Genomic DNA, 13,991 nt, shown 5'->3' with positions numbered 1-13,991 from the left:
ATACTTTTCTCTCCTAATACATTATAATAGTAGAAACTCATGATTTTACAGATAATTTTCATAAGAGGTGATTGTATGGCAGTAAGTGATATTGTTACGCAATACGAGGATGAGCACGGGCAGGTTTATTATAAAATGACATCACATGACATTGAGGTTAAGGCTACACAAAACTCAGGACTAGCTCCCATTATTACCTATTGGATGGGAGAAAAAGACATAACGGATTCCATACGAAATTTGCGTTTCAGTCCACGTCCCCCATCTAGCTATATACAAGATTACGAAGAATTTCAAGCAATGCTTTATTCGAAGGAGCAGTATGCCATTAACCAGCTCTATGAACAAATGAGCATCAAGCCAAAAAATATGTCCTCCGGGAAACAAATCGTATGGAGTTTCTTTGTGATTGTTTTGGCCATGCTGCCACTTTTCATCGCTATTTGGTGGTTTAAATAATCGATTAGGTTCCTTTTTTATCACTTTTGCTCTTCACCCTCTTAACTTTTCAAAACTTTCAAGTAATTTGTCAATTCAACTTGACAGACCTTTGCAAGTAGTGCATCCTTTAGTCAATAGTTGAAAACAGTATGATGACAAAACGAATGAAGACTAGTAGTTAGTAACTCTTATGAAGAGAGCAATGCCCATTGGCTGCAAGGCATTGTACAAGAAAGACTGATGAACCTACTTCGTGAAACGTCCTAGCCAAACTAGGCGCAGTCTCTAGCGTTATGAGAAAAGTGGAATGTCGCATGATATTCAATGTAGGTGGTACCACGGAAGGCAAGTCTTTTCGTCCTAATTTTTAGGATGAAAAGGCTTTTTTTATCTTGATGTAATATGCAGGAACGAACGTATTCAACTGGAGGTTGTGTGATGGAGAGAAAAAGAATTGTTGTTAAAATTGGCAGTAGCTCTTTAACGAACGCAAAAGGTGAAATCGATAAAGTTCGCTTAATGGATCACGTACAGGCAATCGCCGAATTAAAGAAACAGGGACATGAAGTTTTACTTGTCTCATCGGGTGCCGTCGCTGCGGGTTTTAAACAACTTGGCTACCCAGCTCGTCCTGTGACGGTGAAAGGTAAGCAGGCAGCGGCAGCGGTAGGGCAAAGTCTACTTATTCAAACGTACAGTGCTTTATTTAGTATCTATGATATTATGCCTGCACAGATTTTACTGACTCGCACAGACTTTTCTAAAAAAGAATGCTATAAAAATGCTTACGCGACGTTCGAGGAATTATTAGAACGCTCAATGTTACCTATCATTAATGAAAACGATACCGTATCTATTAGCGAATTAACTTTTGGTGATAATGATATGCTATCCGCTTTAGTAAGTGGTCTGGTCCATGCAGATCAACTCATTATTTTAACCGATATTAATGGCTTATATAACGCTAATCCCGCTAAAAATCCACAGGCTGAGCGCATTGATAAGTTAACAACAATTACAGATGATTTGCTTCGCTTTGCAGATGGTACAGGATCAAAGGTTGGCACGGGTGGCATGGCTTCCAAGCTATTAGCAGCTCGAACTGCTTTACGTGCAGGTGTTAGGGTGTTTATTGGAACCGGTCATGGTGTTCAAAAACTTGTGGATATTTTAGCTGGTCATGGCGATGGAACCTATGTCGGTCATGATGAGCTTGCAGTGCTAACGAATCATAAACAGTGGATTGCACTTACGGAAGTTTCTGGTAAAATTTTTATAGATAATGGTGCTGAGCGAGCGTTAATGGACAATGGCAAAAGCCTTTTACCTGCCGGGGTGTACCGTGTAGAAGGAGATTTTATCAATGGTGACGTGGTCGAAGTCTATAGTGAAAATGGTTTATTAGGACGTGGTGAGGTGTTGTACTCATCTCAAGAGCTAGCTGTTGCTATGGGAAAACGGACAGATACATTGGTGAATTGTCCTAACGAGGTCATTCACAGAGATAAATGGCTGAAAATTCAAACGAATTAAGGAGGAATGAAAAATGACAAGTGAAATTCAAGAAAAAGGTCGTCTTGCAAAGGCCGCTAGTTACACGTTAAATAGTAAAACTACCTGCGAAAAAAATGAGGCTTTGACAAAAATTGCCGAACAGCTTCTTATCGATCAGCCTATTATCCTAGCTGAAAATGCTAAGGATTTGGCACTCGGTGAGCAACAAGGCATGCCCGCTTCTACTTTGGACCGTATTATGCTTAATGAGGAGCGCATAGCGGCAATGGCAGATGCCATTCATTTGCTCGTCTCCTTAAACGATCCAGTAGGTACCATTGTGGAACGTATTGAGAAAGATAATGGGCTACGCATTGAAAAGCGAATTGTGCCACTCGGTGTTATTGGCATGATTTATGAGGCTCGCCCAAATGTCACAGTCGATGCAGCAACACTTTCTTTGAAAACGGGTAATGCTGTCATATTGCGCGGGAGCTCCTCCGCTAAAAGTTCAAATATGGCTCTTGTCGCAAGTATCCATCGTGCACTTGCCAAAACAGCCATGCCAACGGATGCGGTGCAATTAATTGAGGATACGCGTCGGGAAACAGCTAAAGAACTATTTCATTTAAAAGAGTACTTAGATGTACTCATTCCTCGTGGCGGCAAAGCGCTTATTGATTTAGTTGTTAATGAAGCGTCTGTCCCTGTCCTTGAAACAGGTGCAGGTAACTGTCACATTTATGTGGATCAAATGGCAGATTACATAAAAGCAGAAACCATTTGTCTGAATGCTAAAACACAGCGGCCCTCTGTCTGTAATGCAGCCGAAAGCTTACTGATCCACCCTACTTGGTTTAAGGCACACGGTGTTCAGCTTTTATCGTCTCTGTACGAAGCAGGTGTGACAATCATCGGTGATGAACAAGTGTGTCAGTCATTTAAGGACGCTCTTCCAGCTACGACAGATGACTATGCGACAGAGTACCTTGATTTAAAAATAAGTGTTAAATTAGTCGAAAACGTCTATGAAGCGATTGAGCATATCCATCAATTTGGAACGAATCATTCTGAAGCTATTATTACGGAAGATTCATTGGTCGCAGAAACATTTTTAAACAATGTCGATGCAGCAGCGGTTTATCACAATGCCTCTACCCGCTTCACAGACGGCTTTGAATTTGGCTATGGCGCAGAAATTGGTATCAGTACGCAAAAGCTACATGCTCGTGGACCAATGGGCTTACCTGCCTTAACATCAACAAAATATTTTATTCATGGCAACGGTCAAATTCGAGAATAGCTATAACTCTCTTCCCTAGTTATAGATTGATAAAAAATAGAAAGAAGGTTTCGTATGAACATTTCAGCAATCATTAAATTAACTGTATCGATGGCTCTTTTTGGCTCCATTGGCTTTTTTACCGTTCATACTGGTGTTCCGGCTACAGAGCTTGTCTTTGTTAGATGCATTTGCGCAACCCTCTTTCTAGGAGGTATGTGGCTGATCACAGGTGGACATAAATCAGAGGTGTGGGATAAAAAAGAAATTCTTCAAACGATTATTTGCGGTGTCTTTATTGTTTTAAATTGGGTATTTTTATTTAAAGCCTTTGAAGAAATGTCAATTTCGATTGCAATTTCGATTTATAATTTAGCTCCTATTTTTGTTTTAATATTAGGCGCGATTTTTTTAAAGGAAAAGATGACTATTCAAGCGCTAGTGGCAACCATCACTTGCTTTATTGGTAGTATTTTTATTATTGGCTTACAGAATTTTGTGTCGTTCTCGGAGTTTATGCAATCGGGCTTTGTGTGGGCCTTACTTTCAGCTGTCTTTTATGCCCTCACCATGTTAACAAGCAAAACGATTACCAAGCTAAGCTCCTATGCATTAACTTATATTCAAACAACGGTTGGAATCGTCATGCTGCTGCCTTTCATTGATTTTGCACTCTTTGATGGCTTAACCTCAACGAATTGGTTTTATATTTTAGGCACAGGCTTTATTCATACTGGATTTGTTTATTATTTATTTTTTGATAGTATTCGTAGTCTTTCTACCATTCTTGTATCTGTATTAGTATTCGTCGACCCTGTTGTCGCGATTTTACTTGATATGCTGCTGCTTGATTTTATGCCAAGCATTGTGCAAACGATGGGCATTTTATTAATTTTCGGTGGTATTTTTTATACAATTTATGTTCCAAAGAAAAAGCGACTGCCACAGGAGGTCTCATAATGGGCAAACTCTTCACGATAGGAGAATTATTAATTGATTTTACACCAACACAGCAGCGAGGCTCTCTTACCGATATCGAGCACTTTACGAAACATGCCGGTGGAGCTCCTGCAAATGTAGCGGCGGTTTGTGCCAAACTGGGCCTGCAGGCTGCTCTGCTAACACAGGTGGGCCAAGATGCCTTTGGTGATTTCCTGATAAAAACATTACAGCAAGCAGGTGTAGATACTCAATTTATTCGTCAAACAACGGTGGGAGAAACAAGCCTTGCTTTTGTATCATTAAATGAACAAGGGGATCGTGACTTTCAATTTTATCGCCGACATGCTGCGGACTTATTATACAAACAAGAATACCTCCCCTCACAGCTTTTAACTGCGAAGGATATTGTGCATTTTTGTTCTGTGAATCTTGTGGAAAGTCCTATGAAGAAAGCCCACCTTGCTTTTCTTGAACAGGCACATCAAGTGGGTAGCCTCGTTTCCTTTGACCCGAATGTGCGCCTACCTTTATGGCAGGATGAATCAGCTTGTCGTGAAACCATTTTAGCCTTCTTACCTCAAGCGCATCTGGTGAAGCTTTCAGCGGAGGAGCTTTTATTTCTAACCGCCATAGAGGATGAACAGAGGGCGGTCCTTCAATTATTCAATGGATATATAGCTGTCATCATTATTACACATGGTGCTGCCGGGGCCACATTATATACGAAAAATCTTCATGTTAAAGTTCCCGCTGAAAAGGTGCAAGCCATTGATACAACGGGAGCAGGTGATGCTTTTATTGGCGCTATTCTAAGTCAATTCCTTCAACATCAACTAGAGGTAGAGGGGTTAGTGGCTTACTGTGAACTGGAGGCGACGTCCCTGCTATCTTTCGCAAACCGCTATGCAGGCTTATCAACTACGAAGCACGGGGCAATACCGTCTTATCCGGCACTACCACTGGAATTAAAAGTAGATTAACTCGAAACTTTACATCCCCTTTTTCGTATGTATTAGAGACAAGTCAATCTAAGGAGGTCTTTCATGGAATCGGTGACAAAAAAACGAGCAGCAGCTTTTTTAATTGATACAGCTATTTCAACGGCTGCTACGTTCGGTATTGAATATTTCCTACGAAAAAAGGTTAAAAATGAGGCTGTTCATGCACTAGTTACACCAACAGTCGTGTTGTGGGCACTCGAATATGCACAGCTCCGAAAAAACGGACAAACTATTGGCTACAAAGCAATGGGACTAGCACTTGAAAATGAAGATGGTCGTCCATTATCTTGCGCTCAAATTATTAAACGAATGGCTTATCGAGACACGATTAGTACGTTTGCTTATTTAAAAGATCGTCAAGCATTTGAGCAACAGCATGGACAGTGTTTGCCACATGATAGCTTTGCACATACGGTTGTGAAAGAAATTTAGAGGAAGGCTACCCAACTACTTTGGATAACTTAGACTGTAGACAAAAGCCATCGAGAAGCTCACTCTCGATGGCTTTTGTCATTTTTCTTCCTATTTCATTTTTACTTCCAAACCACACATACTCTTCGAGCATATTTGCTCTCTTAAGCTTGTTGCCATGTCCAAGTAGCCAGCTTTTTCAAATTCATAGCAGCGAAAGTAAGCATCGCCTGCATGGACAATATTTTAAGACCTCTTAAGGTTGTCCATCGCATACCACGCTTTTGATGGTTTGACGCATGGACCGAATACCAAAAACTTAAAGAGAACAACAGAATCAATACTAGGACGCCCATAAACAGAGTAGAAGTTTTCTACTAAAGGATAGATAAATGAAAAAATCAATAGCAGCCTCTAGTTTTCGCACTAAATGATTGGTGAGAACTAATTGATCAATTGTTAACATTTCTAATTGTTCACGTTCATTGGTTTGATTTTTCGTCATCATGGTTGATCATTTCAATAGTTTACTTTTTATCAATAGGTAAATAAGGAGTGCTTTATGTATAAGTTGATTGGAACGAAGGGCGGCGACTCCTGCGGGAATAGCTGGAAAGTCGAGATCCTGGACTGAGCGAAGAGGGAAGTAGCTCGACCCCGCCCGCAGAAAGCGTCCGCCCGTAGTAGAAATCAACGGCTTACTTTATTTCATTGGAAAAGAAAAAAGACTGTAGACAAACTCAAAATCCATTGAATTTGTCTACAGTCTGGGCTATCCAACTACTGCAATATCCATTTATTCCATGCCTTCTCCCCTTTTAACTAAACAGCAAAAAAAGGTTACCTAGTCCCCGCTAAGTCTGGAAAATTACTGAAAAATGACTACCAGTATTTTTTCATTAGAATATGAGGGATGCCACAATCCATGAATTCTTCACCTTCACGCTGATAGCCTAATTTTTCATAAAAGCCCTCTGCATAGGATTGGGCATTTAGCTTTGCTTTTGTTAGGCCTTTATCTCGTGCGATTTGTTCTAAACCAACGATAATTTCTTTGCCAAGACCATATTTGCGGTATTCCTCCAAAACGCAAATACGCTCTAATTTGCCATAGCCCTCCACTACTCGAAGTCTACCTGTTCCAACAGGTTGCTCGTTGTAATAGACAAGAATATGATCACATGGTGCATCAAGCGCATCAAATTCATCATATTCTTCTTCCTCTGGGACTTGTTGCTCTTCGATAAAAACGTTACGTCGAAAATCAAACGCTGTTTGTAATTCTGCTTCAGTTGTTACCTTTTTTATACTCATGACTATTCCTCCTAGCTTCTTCTGCATCACCATCTTCCTTAGATGCAATTTCACGTTGAAGATGATACTATTAGTATAGAACGATTTTTATTGCAAATACAACAAAAATCTCAGGAGGATTAAAAAATGAAGGAAATCTTACGTGAAATAGGCGCGATTGCACGAGCATTAGATTCAATTAGTAATATTGAATTTAAGGAGTTAGATTTAACGAAGGGACAATATTTATATGTGATTCGAATTTGTGAAAACCCTGGCATCATTCAGGAAAAGGTCGCGGAGCTTTTGAAGGTGGATCGCACTACTGCTTCACGGGCTATTAAAAAATTAGAGACAAAGGGCTTTATTGAAAAACGTATTGAGCAGGGGAATAAGAAAAATAAATTACTCTTTCCAACTGCAAAAAGCTTGGACATTTATCCCTTTTTAAAACGGGAAGGTGAATACTCTAATGCGCGTGCACTCGAAGGGTTCTCGTCAGAGGAAATCGACAGCATCCACAGTCTTTTGACGCGTGTTTTGCATAATGTAGAAATAGATTGGGAAGAAGTGAAAAAAGGTCATAAACGACAATACTAAAGGCGATTCCCCGTGCTTCCACACGTCGGGAATCGCCTCCTGCTATGCATTAGCTGCAAATACTCTTTTTAATACCGCCACCATAAAGTCAACATCTTCATCGGTACAGCAAAGTGGTGGACTTAACGTAATGATATTATTGAAGCCCTCCACTGTATCGCCATTTTTCCCAACAATTAACCCATTTGCTTGACAATCAGCTATAATTTTTGCGATTAGTTCTGGCTTTGCCGGTGTTTGGGATTGTTTATCTTCCACTAGTTCGATGCCAATAAGTAAGCCTAGGCCACGAACATCTCCAACAAAAGGTAGCTCCAATAAGTCTTGCAAATCATGTAGGAATTGAATACCCAAATCTCTTGCTCGTTGTACAAGGCCCTCTTCCTCCAAAATTTTAATGTTTTCTAAAGCTACTGCACAGGCTGCTGGATTACCTCCGAACGTATTAATATGTCGAAAATGGCTATAGCCATCCATCTCTTTAAATTTTTCGTAAATATCTTTGCGTACTGCTGTAATGGATAACGGTAGATAGGCACTCGTTAATCCTTTTGCCATAGTAATGACATCAGGTCGAATATCGAAATGTTGATGACCAAAGAGCTTCCCTGTTCGCCCGAAGCCACATATTACTTCATCGATAATAAGTAATACGCCATGTTTTCTACAAATGCGCTCGACTTCCTTGACATATGTAGGGTGTGGGATAAGAACACCACCACCTGTTATCAGTGGCTCCATGATGACAGCGGCAATCGTTTCTTTTTGCTCCCAAATAATCTTTTCCTCCATTTCACGGGCACACGCTATATTGTAGGCCTCAACCGATTGCCCTTTTGGACGCCGATAATGATCTGGTGGGGCAACATGCAAGAAACCAGGTGTAAACGGCTCATACTTATATTTTCGTAATGCCTGCCCTGTGGCAGCTAATGCCCCAAGTGAGCTACCATGATAGCCCCGATAGCGAGCGATGATTTTATAGCGGGTCCCCTCCCCATTTTGTTGATGGTATTGGCGTATTATTTTAAATGCCACCTCATTGGCATCAGAGCCGCTATTGGAATAAAACATCATATAGTCATCTTCTAATAAGCTATTAATTTTTTCAGCAAGTCGGATGGCAGGTTCATGACTTTGTGTTAAAGGAGCATAGCAAAGCTTTTTCAACTGCTCATAGGCAACCTTGGCAAGACGCTCACGTCCATAGCCCACATTAACGGCCCATAAGCCTGACATGCCATCTAAAAAGCGATTGCCTAAACTATCGGTAATCCATGCGCCTTCTCCCTGTTCAATGATTATGGGCGCCCTGTCATTATGCATAGACATGTGATGCCAAACGTTTTCATGATCCTTTTGTTGTAAGGTATGTGTGAACTGATCGTTTCGCTCCATATAATGACCTCCAATCATGTATCATTGATGTCTTTTGATCTATCACCATTTTCCCTATTAATCGAGTTAATATTGAAATTTTCTGATTTATCTAACATAATAAAATAGACATTGTACATTCGAAGGGCAGGTGCTAAATTATGTCCAAACATCCTCTACTCGTACGTGATGTCCTCAAGCGTAAGCATTTTGAATCAGCGAAGCTCATTGCAGGACAGCAGGGTCTTGATCGTCAAGTTCTATGGACACATATTTTAGAAATAAAAAATGTTGACACTTTAATCAATGGTGGTGAACTGATTTTAACCACTGGTGTCGGTTTACAATTAGAACGTGAAACACAAATTGCCTACTTACAAAATCTGATACGCAATGAAGCTGCAGGTCTTTGTATTGAAATTGGAGACTATTTTGACCATGTCCCCGCAGAATTGATTGCCATGGCGAATGCCCATCATTTCCCTATTATCATCTTTGAAGAAATTGTACGATTTATCGATATTACGCAAGATTTACACACGTACATAATTAATCAACACCAGCAGGCACTTACACAGCTAGATACCTTATCCAAAACTTTTATGGAATTATCATTAATGCCGAATGGTATTTTAAAAATTTTACAAGTCCTCTATCAAGATACAGAGGCATCCTTTTTATTTGTCTCGGAAGATACTAAAAGCTTTTACTACCCTGTCGAGGCTAAAAAATTCTTACGTGTTATGGAGGAGCATTGTCAGCAGTTAGAACTACAAAAGCCCTTGCACCTTTTATCGATTGACGGGGATCATTTTGTCATTATTCCTGTCAATGGACTTGGACAAGTATGGGGCTATTTATGTATGCATTCTGGACTGCCAAAGCCGAGTGATTACACTCTATTAAACCTTGAACGCGCAACGATGTCGATTGCCCATATTTTAATGCGCAACCGCATGCTTCAGGAGCGCCAGCAAAGCCGAGAGGATGAGTTTATTCTTGCCTTAATTCAAGGTCAGCCAGTAGATATTCAGTACTATCAAAGCTATTTACCTATCGAAAGTCGTAATTTATTTTACCGAGTCATCGTGTTCAATCTACATGATGTAGCTAACGTTGTACCTGAAGAAGAGTGGCAGGAAATCCAATTGCAAAATGCCATGTATGTTCGTTCTATTTTAAAAAAACTAGGATTTTTCCCTACCGTATCGGTAAGACAGCATGAAATTATTATTTTAGCCTTTTACATTGCCGCAGATTATATGAAAGACAATCGGGATGCCTTCGATCAAGCAATTTCACAGATTACTGCTAGACGAGCTGCACAGTTTTTTGAGCAGCTCACCCTCAGCTGTGGCATAAGTCATGTCTATCAAGCAATCGAGAGTGTTCATCTTGGCTATAAGGAGGCTAAATCGGTCATACAAATGCAGCATCATCAATTGACAAGCTCTATCTATTATAAGGATTTAGGTGTTTATCGATTATTATTACAGCAGGATCAAACTACCCTCCTGCAATATGTGAAAGATTATTTACAAGAGATTTTGCTGCTAGATCAGAAAAGTAGCCATGATTTATTTCAAACATTGGCAGTATATTTAACATGTAATGGGGCTAAAAATGATACGGCGGAACAACTGTATATCGTTCGTCAAACTCTTTATAAACGAATTGAACGGCTAGAAGGTATATTAGGTGCTGATTTTTTACAAGCTCCGCACCGCCTAAATATTGAAATGGCCGTTAAGGCATATGCGCTCTTGCAAAAAACAGCACCTGATTTATTACGATTTTGAACGTGGGTCCATAAAATCTCGTAAAGCGTTACTAAGCATATATAAACCGAGAACAAGAATTGTAATGGCTCCTCCAGGGGCATACGTATACCAAGGGGCACCTATTAGATAAGCTTGTGAATCTTTTAACATTCTGCCCCAGCTAGGGTTTGGTGGCTGTACCCCAAGCCCTAAATAGCTTAGGGCTGCCTCAGCTAGCATCGCAGTTGCAAATGTCACAGTTGCTGCAACAATAATTTGCGACGAAATGTTCGGCAAAATATGACGGAACATAATGCTATGAGGCTTAACACCAATTAATTTTGCTGCTAGCACATATTCCGAATCCCGTTGCTGCACAAAGCCACTTCGTGCAATCCTCGCAATAGCAGGTATTGCGATAATGCCAAGTGCTATGGCGGTATTCGTAATACCTGGACCAAATACTGCCACAAGCATTAATGCTAATATAATGCCTGGAAAGGCCATTAACGCATCCATCGTCCGCATAAAAATTTCATCGATCCAGCCCCCAACATAGCCTGCAATCCCTCCGATCAGGATGCCAAACACCGTGCCAATTGCTACGGTTAATAGACCCACTGCAAAGGCTGTTTGTGTCCCCTTCATAATGCGGCTAAAAATATCACGCCCGAACTCATCTGTGCCAAACATATATGCGCCACCAGGCCCACGCAATTTTTCTGGTATATTCATCGCGTTGACATCATGGGGTGTATAAAAAAAGCTAACAATCATGATGAGTAGAAAGCCAACAATCACGAGGAGACCAATGACTAAATTGATTTTTTTAGTATAGCGCTGTAGTTGTTTCATTGTAGCCACCTCTTAACGTAATCGAATTCTAGGGTCCAACACAGAATATAAAACATCAACGATAAAATTAATCATAACGACAGCTACTGTAATATACATGACAATTCCCTGTACAAGAGGGAAATCACGATTACTAATAGCCGTAATAAGAAGCTGACCGATTCCTGGTAATGAAAACACTTGCTCCACGATAATTGTGCCCGCTACAACCTCTGCCATTATCAAACCAAAAACCGTTAAAATCGGTATCATTGAATTTTTCAATACATGCTTATACATCACATTTTGTTCAGACATACCTTTACTGCGAATGGTGCGTACATAATCGAGCTGGACCTGCTCCAAAATAGCTGTTCGGACATAACGGAAATTAACAGCAATTTGTGGGATCGCTATCGTTAAAGCTGGCAGGATTAGTGTACTTAGCGCCCCTGTTACACTTTGCGTCCAAGGAATATAGCCACTAATTTTAAAGAAGCTGAACTGTAGGCCAATGTAAAGAATAAGCATCATCCCTAGCCAAAAGGATGGTACGGCCATACCAATTTGTGTAACCGTCGATAATGACACATCACTTAATTTATTTTGTCTTCTTGCAGCAAACATGCCTAAGGGTAAGGAAATGATTAAGACAATGATGAGCGTGAGCCCTGCTAAAGACATGGTGACAGGAAGCCGATCAAATAATAACTCTTTTACAGGCATGGAAAATCGAATGGAATCCCCTAATTGCCCTGTCAATAAGCCCTTCATCCAATCCACATATTGTTCATAAAGAGGACGATCCAAGCCAAGCTCAAATCGTAAATTTTCAATTTGTGTGGAATCCGCCTCAGTTCCCAACATTGTTCGAACCGGATCACCAGGTAATATTTGAAAAACACCAAATGTAATAATGGATACTAGAAGGATGGTTGTTATTAACAGGATGATTCGACGTAGGATATACATCATCAGCATTCATCCCTTTCTAGTTTGAAAACTTAACCTCTGACATATCATGGAACCAGAATGGATAGCTCTTAAGCCCCGTGACTTGTTTGTCAGAACCCCAAACGATTTGGTAATCAGCAATATAAACTGCTGTGGCTTGCTCTGCTAAAATTTCCTGTGCTCGATGATAATAGTCAATTTGTTTTGCCTGATCTGTTTCCTTTAACACATCAGCCATAATTTTGTCGTATTCCTCATTTTTAAATAAGAAGAAGTTTTCGCTATCATTGGTAGAAATGTAATCATTCAAAATTTCGTAGGCAGATGCACGACCTGTTAAATCAATCGTTGTCATTTCATAATCGCGACCAAAGTAAACGCGATCTAGCCAAATGCCCCATTCCACTACTTCAATTTCGACATCAATGCCGATTTCTTGTAAATTCGCCACGACAATTTGTGCAATATTTGAGTAAATATCATTATGCGAAGATACCGTAATCTTTGTTTTAAAGCCATCCGGATAACCAGCTTCTGCTAGTAATGCTTTCGCTTTTTCCACGTCTCGTTCATACATACTTTCTAAGCCCTTTTTTTGGAAATCGCCCATTGCTGGACTCATATTAGAGCCAAGTGGTACAGCATAGCCTGCAAATACAGAATCAATGATATCGGCTTTACTAATCGCGTAGTTGATTGCTTGACGTACCTTGACATTATCAAATGGTGCCTTTGTTTCATTAAACGTAACGATTAAGGAGGAGTTATTATTTTGATGTGATAAATTATAGCTAGCCTCCACCTCGCTAACCCGGTGCCAAGGTACGCTCGTTAAATCTACTTCATTGGCCATCAAGCTCATAATCGCAGCCTGATCATCCGATTGAAAGGCAAAGGTAACTTTATTTAGGTAAGGCAATCCTTCCTGCCAGTAGTGCTCATTTTTCTTGAGCTCTAAGTTGGTACCAGGTGCGTATTTCACAAAGGCAAAGGGGCCTGTGCCGATTGGATTTTCATTATGCTTCCCATCATTACTTTTAGGAATAATGGCTGACTGTCTTGCTGTTAATGAATACAGGAAATTTGAATTTGGCTCTTTTAGCTTTATAACAAATGTATTGGCATCTGGTGCCTCTGTAGATGCTACATTATCAAAGTTATTGGACATTTTTTCCCCTCCGTTTTTCCCCATTAAACGGTCAAAGGAATATTGAATATCCTCCATCGTTACATCATCGCCATTATGAAACTTCACGCCTTGACGAATTTTAAACGTATACGTTAAACCATCCTCAGAAATTTCGTAGCTCTCTGCCAGCCCTTCTTTTAGCGAGCCATCCGTTTCGGGTGCCATCAGTCCCTCAAAAATATTCAAAATCATTTGATAGGAAATGGACGCTGTTGCTTTATGTGGATCTAAAAAATCAGGATCATCATTGACACGTACAACGATTTCCTGTGGAACATCTGTAGTCGTTTGACCATCTGAAGTCCCTGTGCTTGCAGCATTTTTCTCTCCATCACTTGAACACGCACTCATCACCAATGCCATGATGAAAGTTATTAGCATAAACCCTCTGTTTTTCAATTTCATGGTCGTTC

13 protein-coding genes and 2 pseudogenes are annotated in these 13,991 nt (G+C 40.3%); 8 read left to right on the top strand and 7 right to left on the bottom strand.

Annotated features, from left to right (window positions below; translation table 11 throughout):
* Positions 1–75: 75 nt before the first annotated feature.
* The 6 genes from OU989_RS07965 (at position 76) to OU989_RS07940 (ending at position 5,592) form a co-directional block, all read left to right on the top strand.
* Positions 76–459: a sodium:proton antiporter gene (locus tag OU989_RS07965; protein WP_274796595.1), complete on the top strand. Its 384-nt coding sequence runs from the start codon at positions 76–78 to the stop codon at positions 457–459.
* Positions 460–879: 420 nt separating this feature from the next.
* The gene (gene proB, locus OU989_RS07960) at positions 880–1,974 is read left to right on the top strand and encodes a glutamate 5-kinase (protein ID WP_274796594.1); all 1,095 of its coding nucleotides are present in this window, start codon (positions 880–882) and stop codon (positions 1,972–1,974) included.
* 13 nt (positions 1,975–1,987) lie between these two features.
* Positions 1,988–3,238 (top strand): glutamate-5-semialdehyde dehydrogenase, encoded by a 1,251-nt coding sequence (locus OU989_RS07955; protein WP_274796593.1) that lies wholly within the window; start codon positions 1,988–1,990, stop codon positions 3,236–3,238.
* A gap of 54 nt (positions 3,239–3,292) precedes the next feature.
* Entirely contained in the window at positions 3,293–4,177 is an 885-nt protein-coding gene (locus tag OU989_RS07950) for a DMT family transporter (protein WP_274796592.1), read from the top strand.
* Complete coding sequence (locus OU989_RS07945; RefSeq protein WP_274796591.1) at positions 4,177–5,139, top strand: carbohydrate kinase family protein; 963 nt, start codon at positions 4,177–4,179, stop codon at positions 5,137–5,139. The genes OU989_RS07950 and OU989_RS07945 overlap by 1 nt, the downstream gene beginning before the upstream one ends.
* A 63-nt stretch (positions 5,140–5,202) precedes the next feature.
* Positions 5,203–5,592 (top strand): RDD family protein, encoded by a 390-nt coding sequence (locus tag OU989_RS07940; protein WP_274796590.1) that lies wholly within the window; start codon positions 5,203–5,205, stop codon positions 5,590–5,592.
* Positions 5,593–5,735: 143 nt separating this feature from the next.
* Here OU989_RS07940 and OU989_RS23690 read toward each other — a convergent pair.
* The 3 genes and pseudogenes from OU989_RS23690 to OU989_RS07930 form a co-directional block, all read right to left on the bottom strand.
* Positions 5,736–5,855 (bottom strand): annotated as a pseudogene (locus OU989_RS23690) (hypothetical protein); the annotation flags it as partial.
* Positions 5,849–6,079, bottom strand: a pseudogene (locus tag OU989_RS07935) (IS5/IS1182 family transposase); the annotation flags it as partial. The pseudogenes OU989_RS07935 and OU989_RS23690, both read right to left, overlap by 7 nt.
* 374 nt (positions 6,080–6,453) lie before the next feature.
* Positions 6,454–6,885, bottom strand: a complete 432-nt coding sequence (locus tag OU989_RS07930) for a GNAT family N-acetyltransferase (RefSeq protein ID WP_274796589.1) — start codon at positions 6,883–6,885, stop codon at positions 6,454–6,456.
* A 126-nt stretch (positions 6,886–7,011) separates the two neighbouring features.
* Between OU989_RS07930 and OU989_RS07925 the strand changes: the two genes are divergently transcribed.
* On the top strand, positions 7,012–7,464 hold the full coding sequence (locus OU989_RS07925; protein ID WP_274796588.1) for a MarR family winged helix-turn-helix transcriptional regulator: 453 nt from the start codon (positions 7,012–7,014) through the stop codon (positions 7,462–7,464).
* 42 nt (positions 7,465–7,506) lie between these two features.
* Here OU989_RS07925 and OU989_RS07920 read toward each other — a convergent pair whose 3' ends face one another.
* Positions 7,507–8,862, bottom strand: coding sequence for an aspartate aminotransferase family protein (locus tag OU989_RS07920; protein WP_274796587.1), 1,356 nt, complete (start codon positions 8,860–8,862; stop codon positions 7,507–7,509).
* Between the two features lie 140 nt (positions 8,863–9,002).
* On the opposite strand from OU989_RS07920, the gene OU989_RS07915 reads away from it, so the two are divergent.
* A complete protein-coding gene (locus OU989_RS07915; protein WP_274796586.1) occupies positions 9,003–10,640 on the top strand; it encodes a PucR family transcriptional regulator in 1,638 nt (545 codons plus the stop codon).
* Here the strand turns inward: OU989_RS07915 and OU989_RS07910 are convergent.
* The 3 genes from OU989_RS07910 to OU989_RS07900 are packed head-to-tail and all read right to left on the bottom strand — an operon-like array spanning position 10,629 to position 13,983.
* A complete protein-coding gene (locus OU989_RS07910) occupies positions 10,629–11,456 on the bottom strand; it encodes an ABC transporter permease (protein ID WP_274796585.1) in 828 nt (275 codons plus the stop codon). The two genes, OU989_RS07915 and OU989_RS07910, sit on opposite strands and share 12 nt — an antisense overlap.
* A 12-nt stretch (positions 11,457–11,468) precedes the next feature.
* On the bottom strand, positions 11,469–12,410 hold the full coding sequence (locus OU989_RS07905) for an ABC transporter permease (RefSeq protein ID WP_274796584.1): 942 nt from the start codon (positions 12,408–12,410) through the stop codon (positions 11,469–11,471).
* A gap of 16 nt (positions 12,411–12,426) precedes the next feature.
* Positions 12,427–13,983: an ABC transporter substrate-binding protein gene (locus tag OU989_RS07900; RefSeq protein WP_274796583.1), complete on the bottom strand. Its 1,557-nt coding sequence runs from the start codon at positions 13,981–13,983 to the stop codon at positions 12,427–12,429.
* Positions 13,984–13,991 lie beyond the last annotated feature (8 nt).

Origin of the sequence: Lysinibacillus irui (assembly GCF_028877475.1) — a bacterium.
Taxonomy (GTDB): Bacteria; Bacillota; Bacilli; order Bacillales_A; family Planococcaceae; genus Lysinibacillus; species Lysinibacillus irui.
The sequence above is the reverse complement of the archived record's forward strand: the minus strand, read 5'-3'. Positions and strand labels throughout refer to the sequence as shown.

Bases quoted from the DNA above. Each gene is read 5' to 3' on its own strand.
- OU989_RS07965 (WP_274796595.1), top strand. From the start codon at position 76: ATGGCAGTAAGTGATATTGTTACGCAATACGAGGATGAGCACGGGCAG.
- proB (WP_274796594.1), top strand. From the start codon at position 880: ATGGAGAGAAAAAGAATTGTTGTTAAAATTGGCAGTAGCTCTTTAACG.
- OU989_RS07955 (WP_274796593.1), top strand. From the start codon at position 1,988: ATGACAAGTGAAATTCAAGAAAAAGGTCGTCTTGCAAAGGCCGCTAGT.
- OU989_RS07950 (WP_274796592.1), top strand. From the start codon at position 3,293: ATGAACATTTCAGCAATCATTAAATTAACTGTATCGATGGCTCTTTTT.
- OU989_RS07945 (WP_274796591.1), top strand. From the start codon at position 4,177: ATGGGCAAACTCTTCACGATAGGAGAATTATTAATTGATTTTACACCA.
- OU989_RS07940 (WP_274796590.1), top strand. From the start codon at position 5,203: ATGGAATCGGTGACAAAAAAACGAGCAGCAGCTTTTTTAATTGATACA.
- OU989_RS07930 (WP_274796589.1), bottom strand. From the start codon at position 6,885: ATGAGTATAAAAAAGGTAACAACTGAAGCAGAATTACAAACAGCGTTT.
- OU989_RS07925 (WP_274796588.1), top strand. From the start codon at position 7,012: ATGAAGGAAATCTTACGTGAAATAGGCGCGATTGCACGAGCATTAGAT.
- OU989_RS07920 (WP_274796587.1), bottom strand. From the start codon at position 8,862: ATGGAGCGAAACGATCAGTTCACACATACCTTACAACAAAAGGATCAT.
- OU989_RS07915 (WP_274796586.1), top strand. From the start codon at position 9,003: ATGTCCAAACATCCTCTACTCGTACGTGATGTCCTCAAGCGTAAGCAT.
- OU989_RS07910 (WP_274796585.1), bottom strand. From the start codon at position 11,456: ATGAAACAACTACAGCGCTATACTAAAAAAATCAATTTAGTCATTGGT.
- OU989_RS07905 (WP_274796584.1), bottom strand. From the start codon at position 12,410: ATGATGTATATCCTACGTCGAATCATCCTGTTAATAACAACCATCCTT.
- OU989_RS07900 (WP_274796583.1), bottom strand. From the start codon at position 13,983: ATGAAATTGAAAAACAGAGGGTTTATGCTAATAACTTTCATCATGGCA.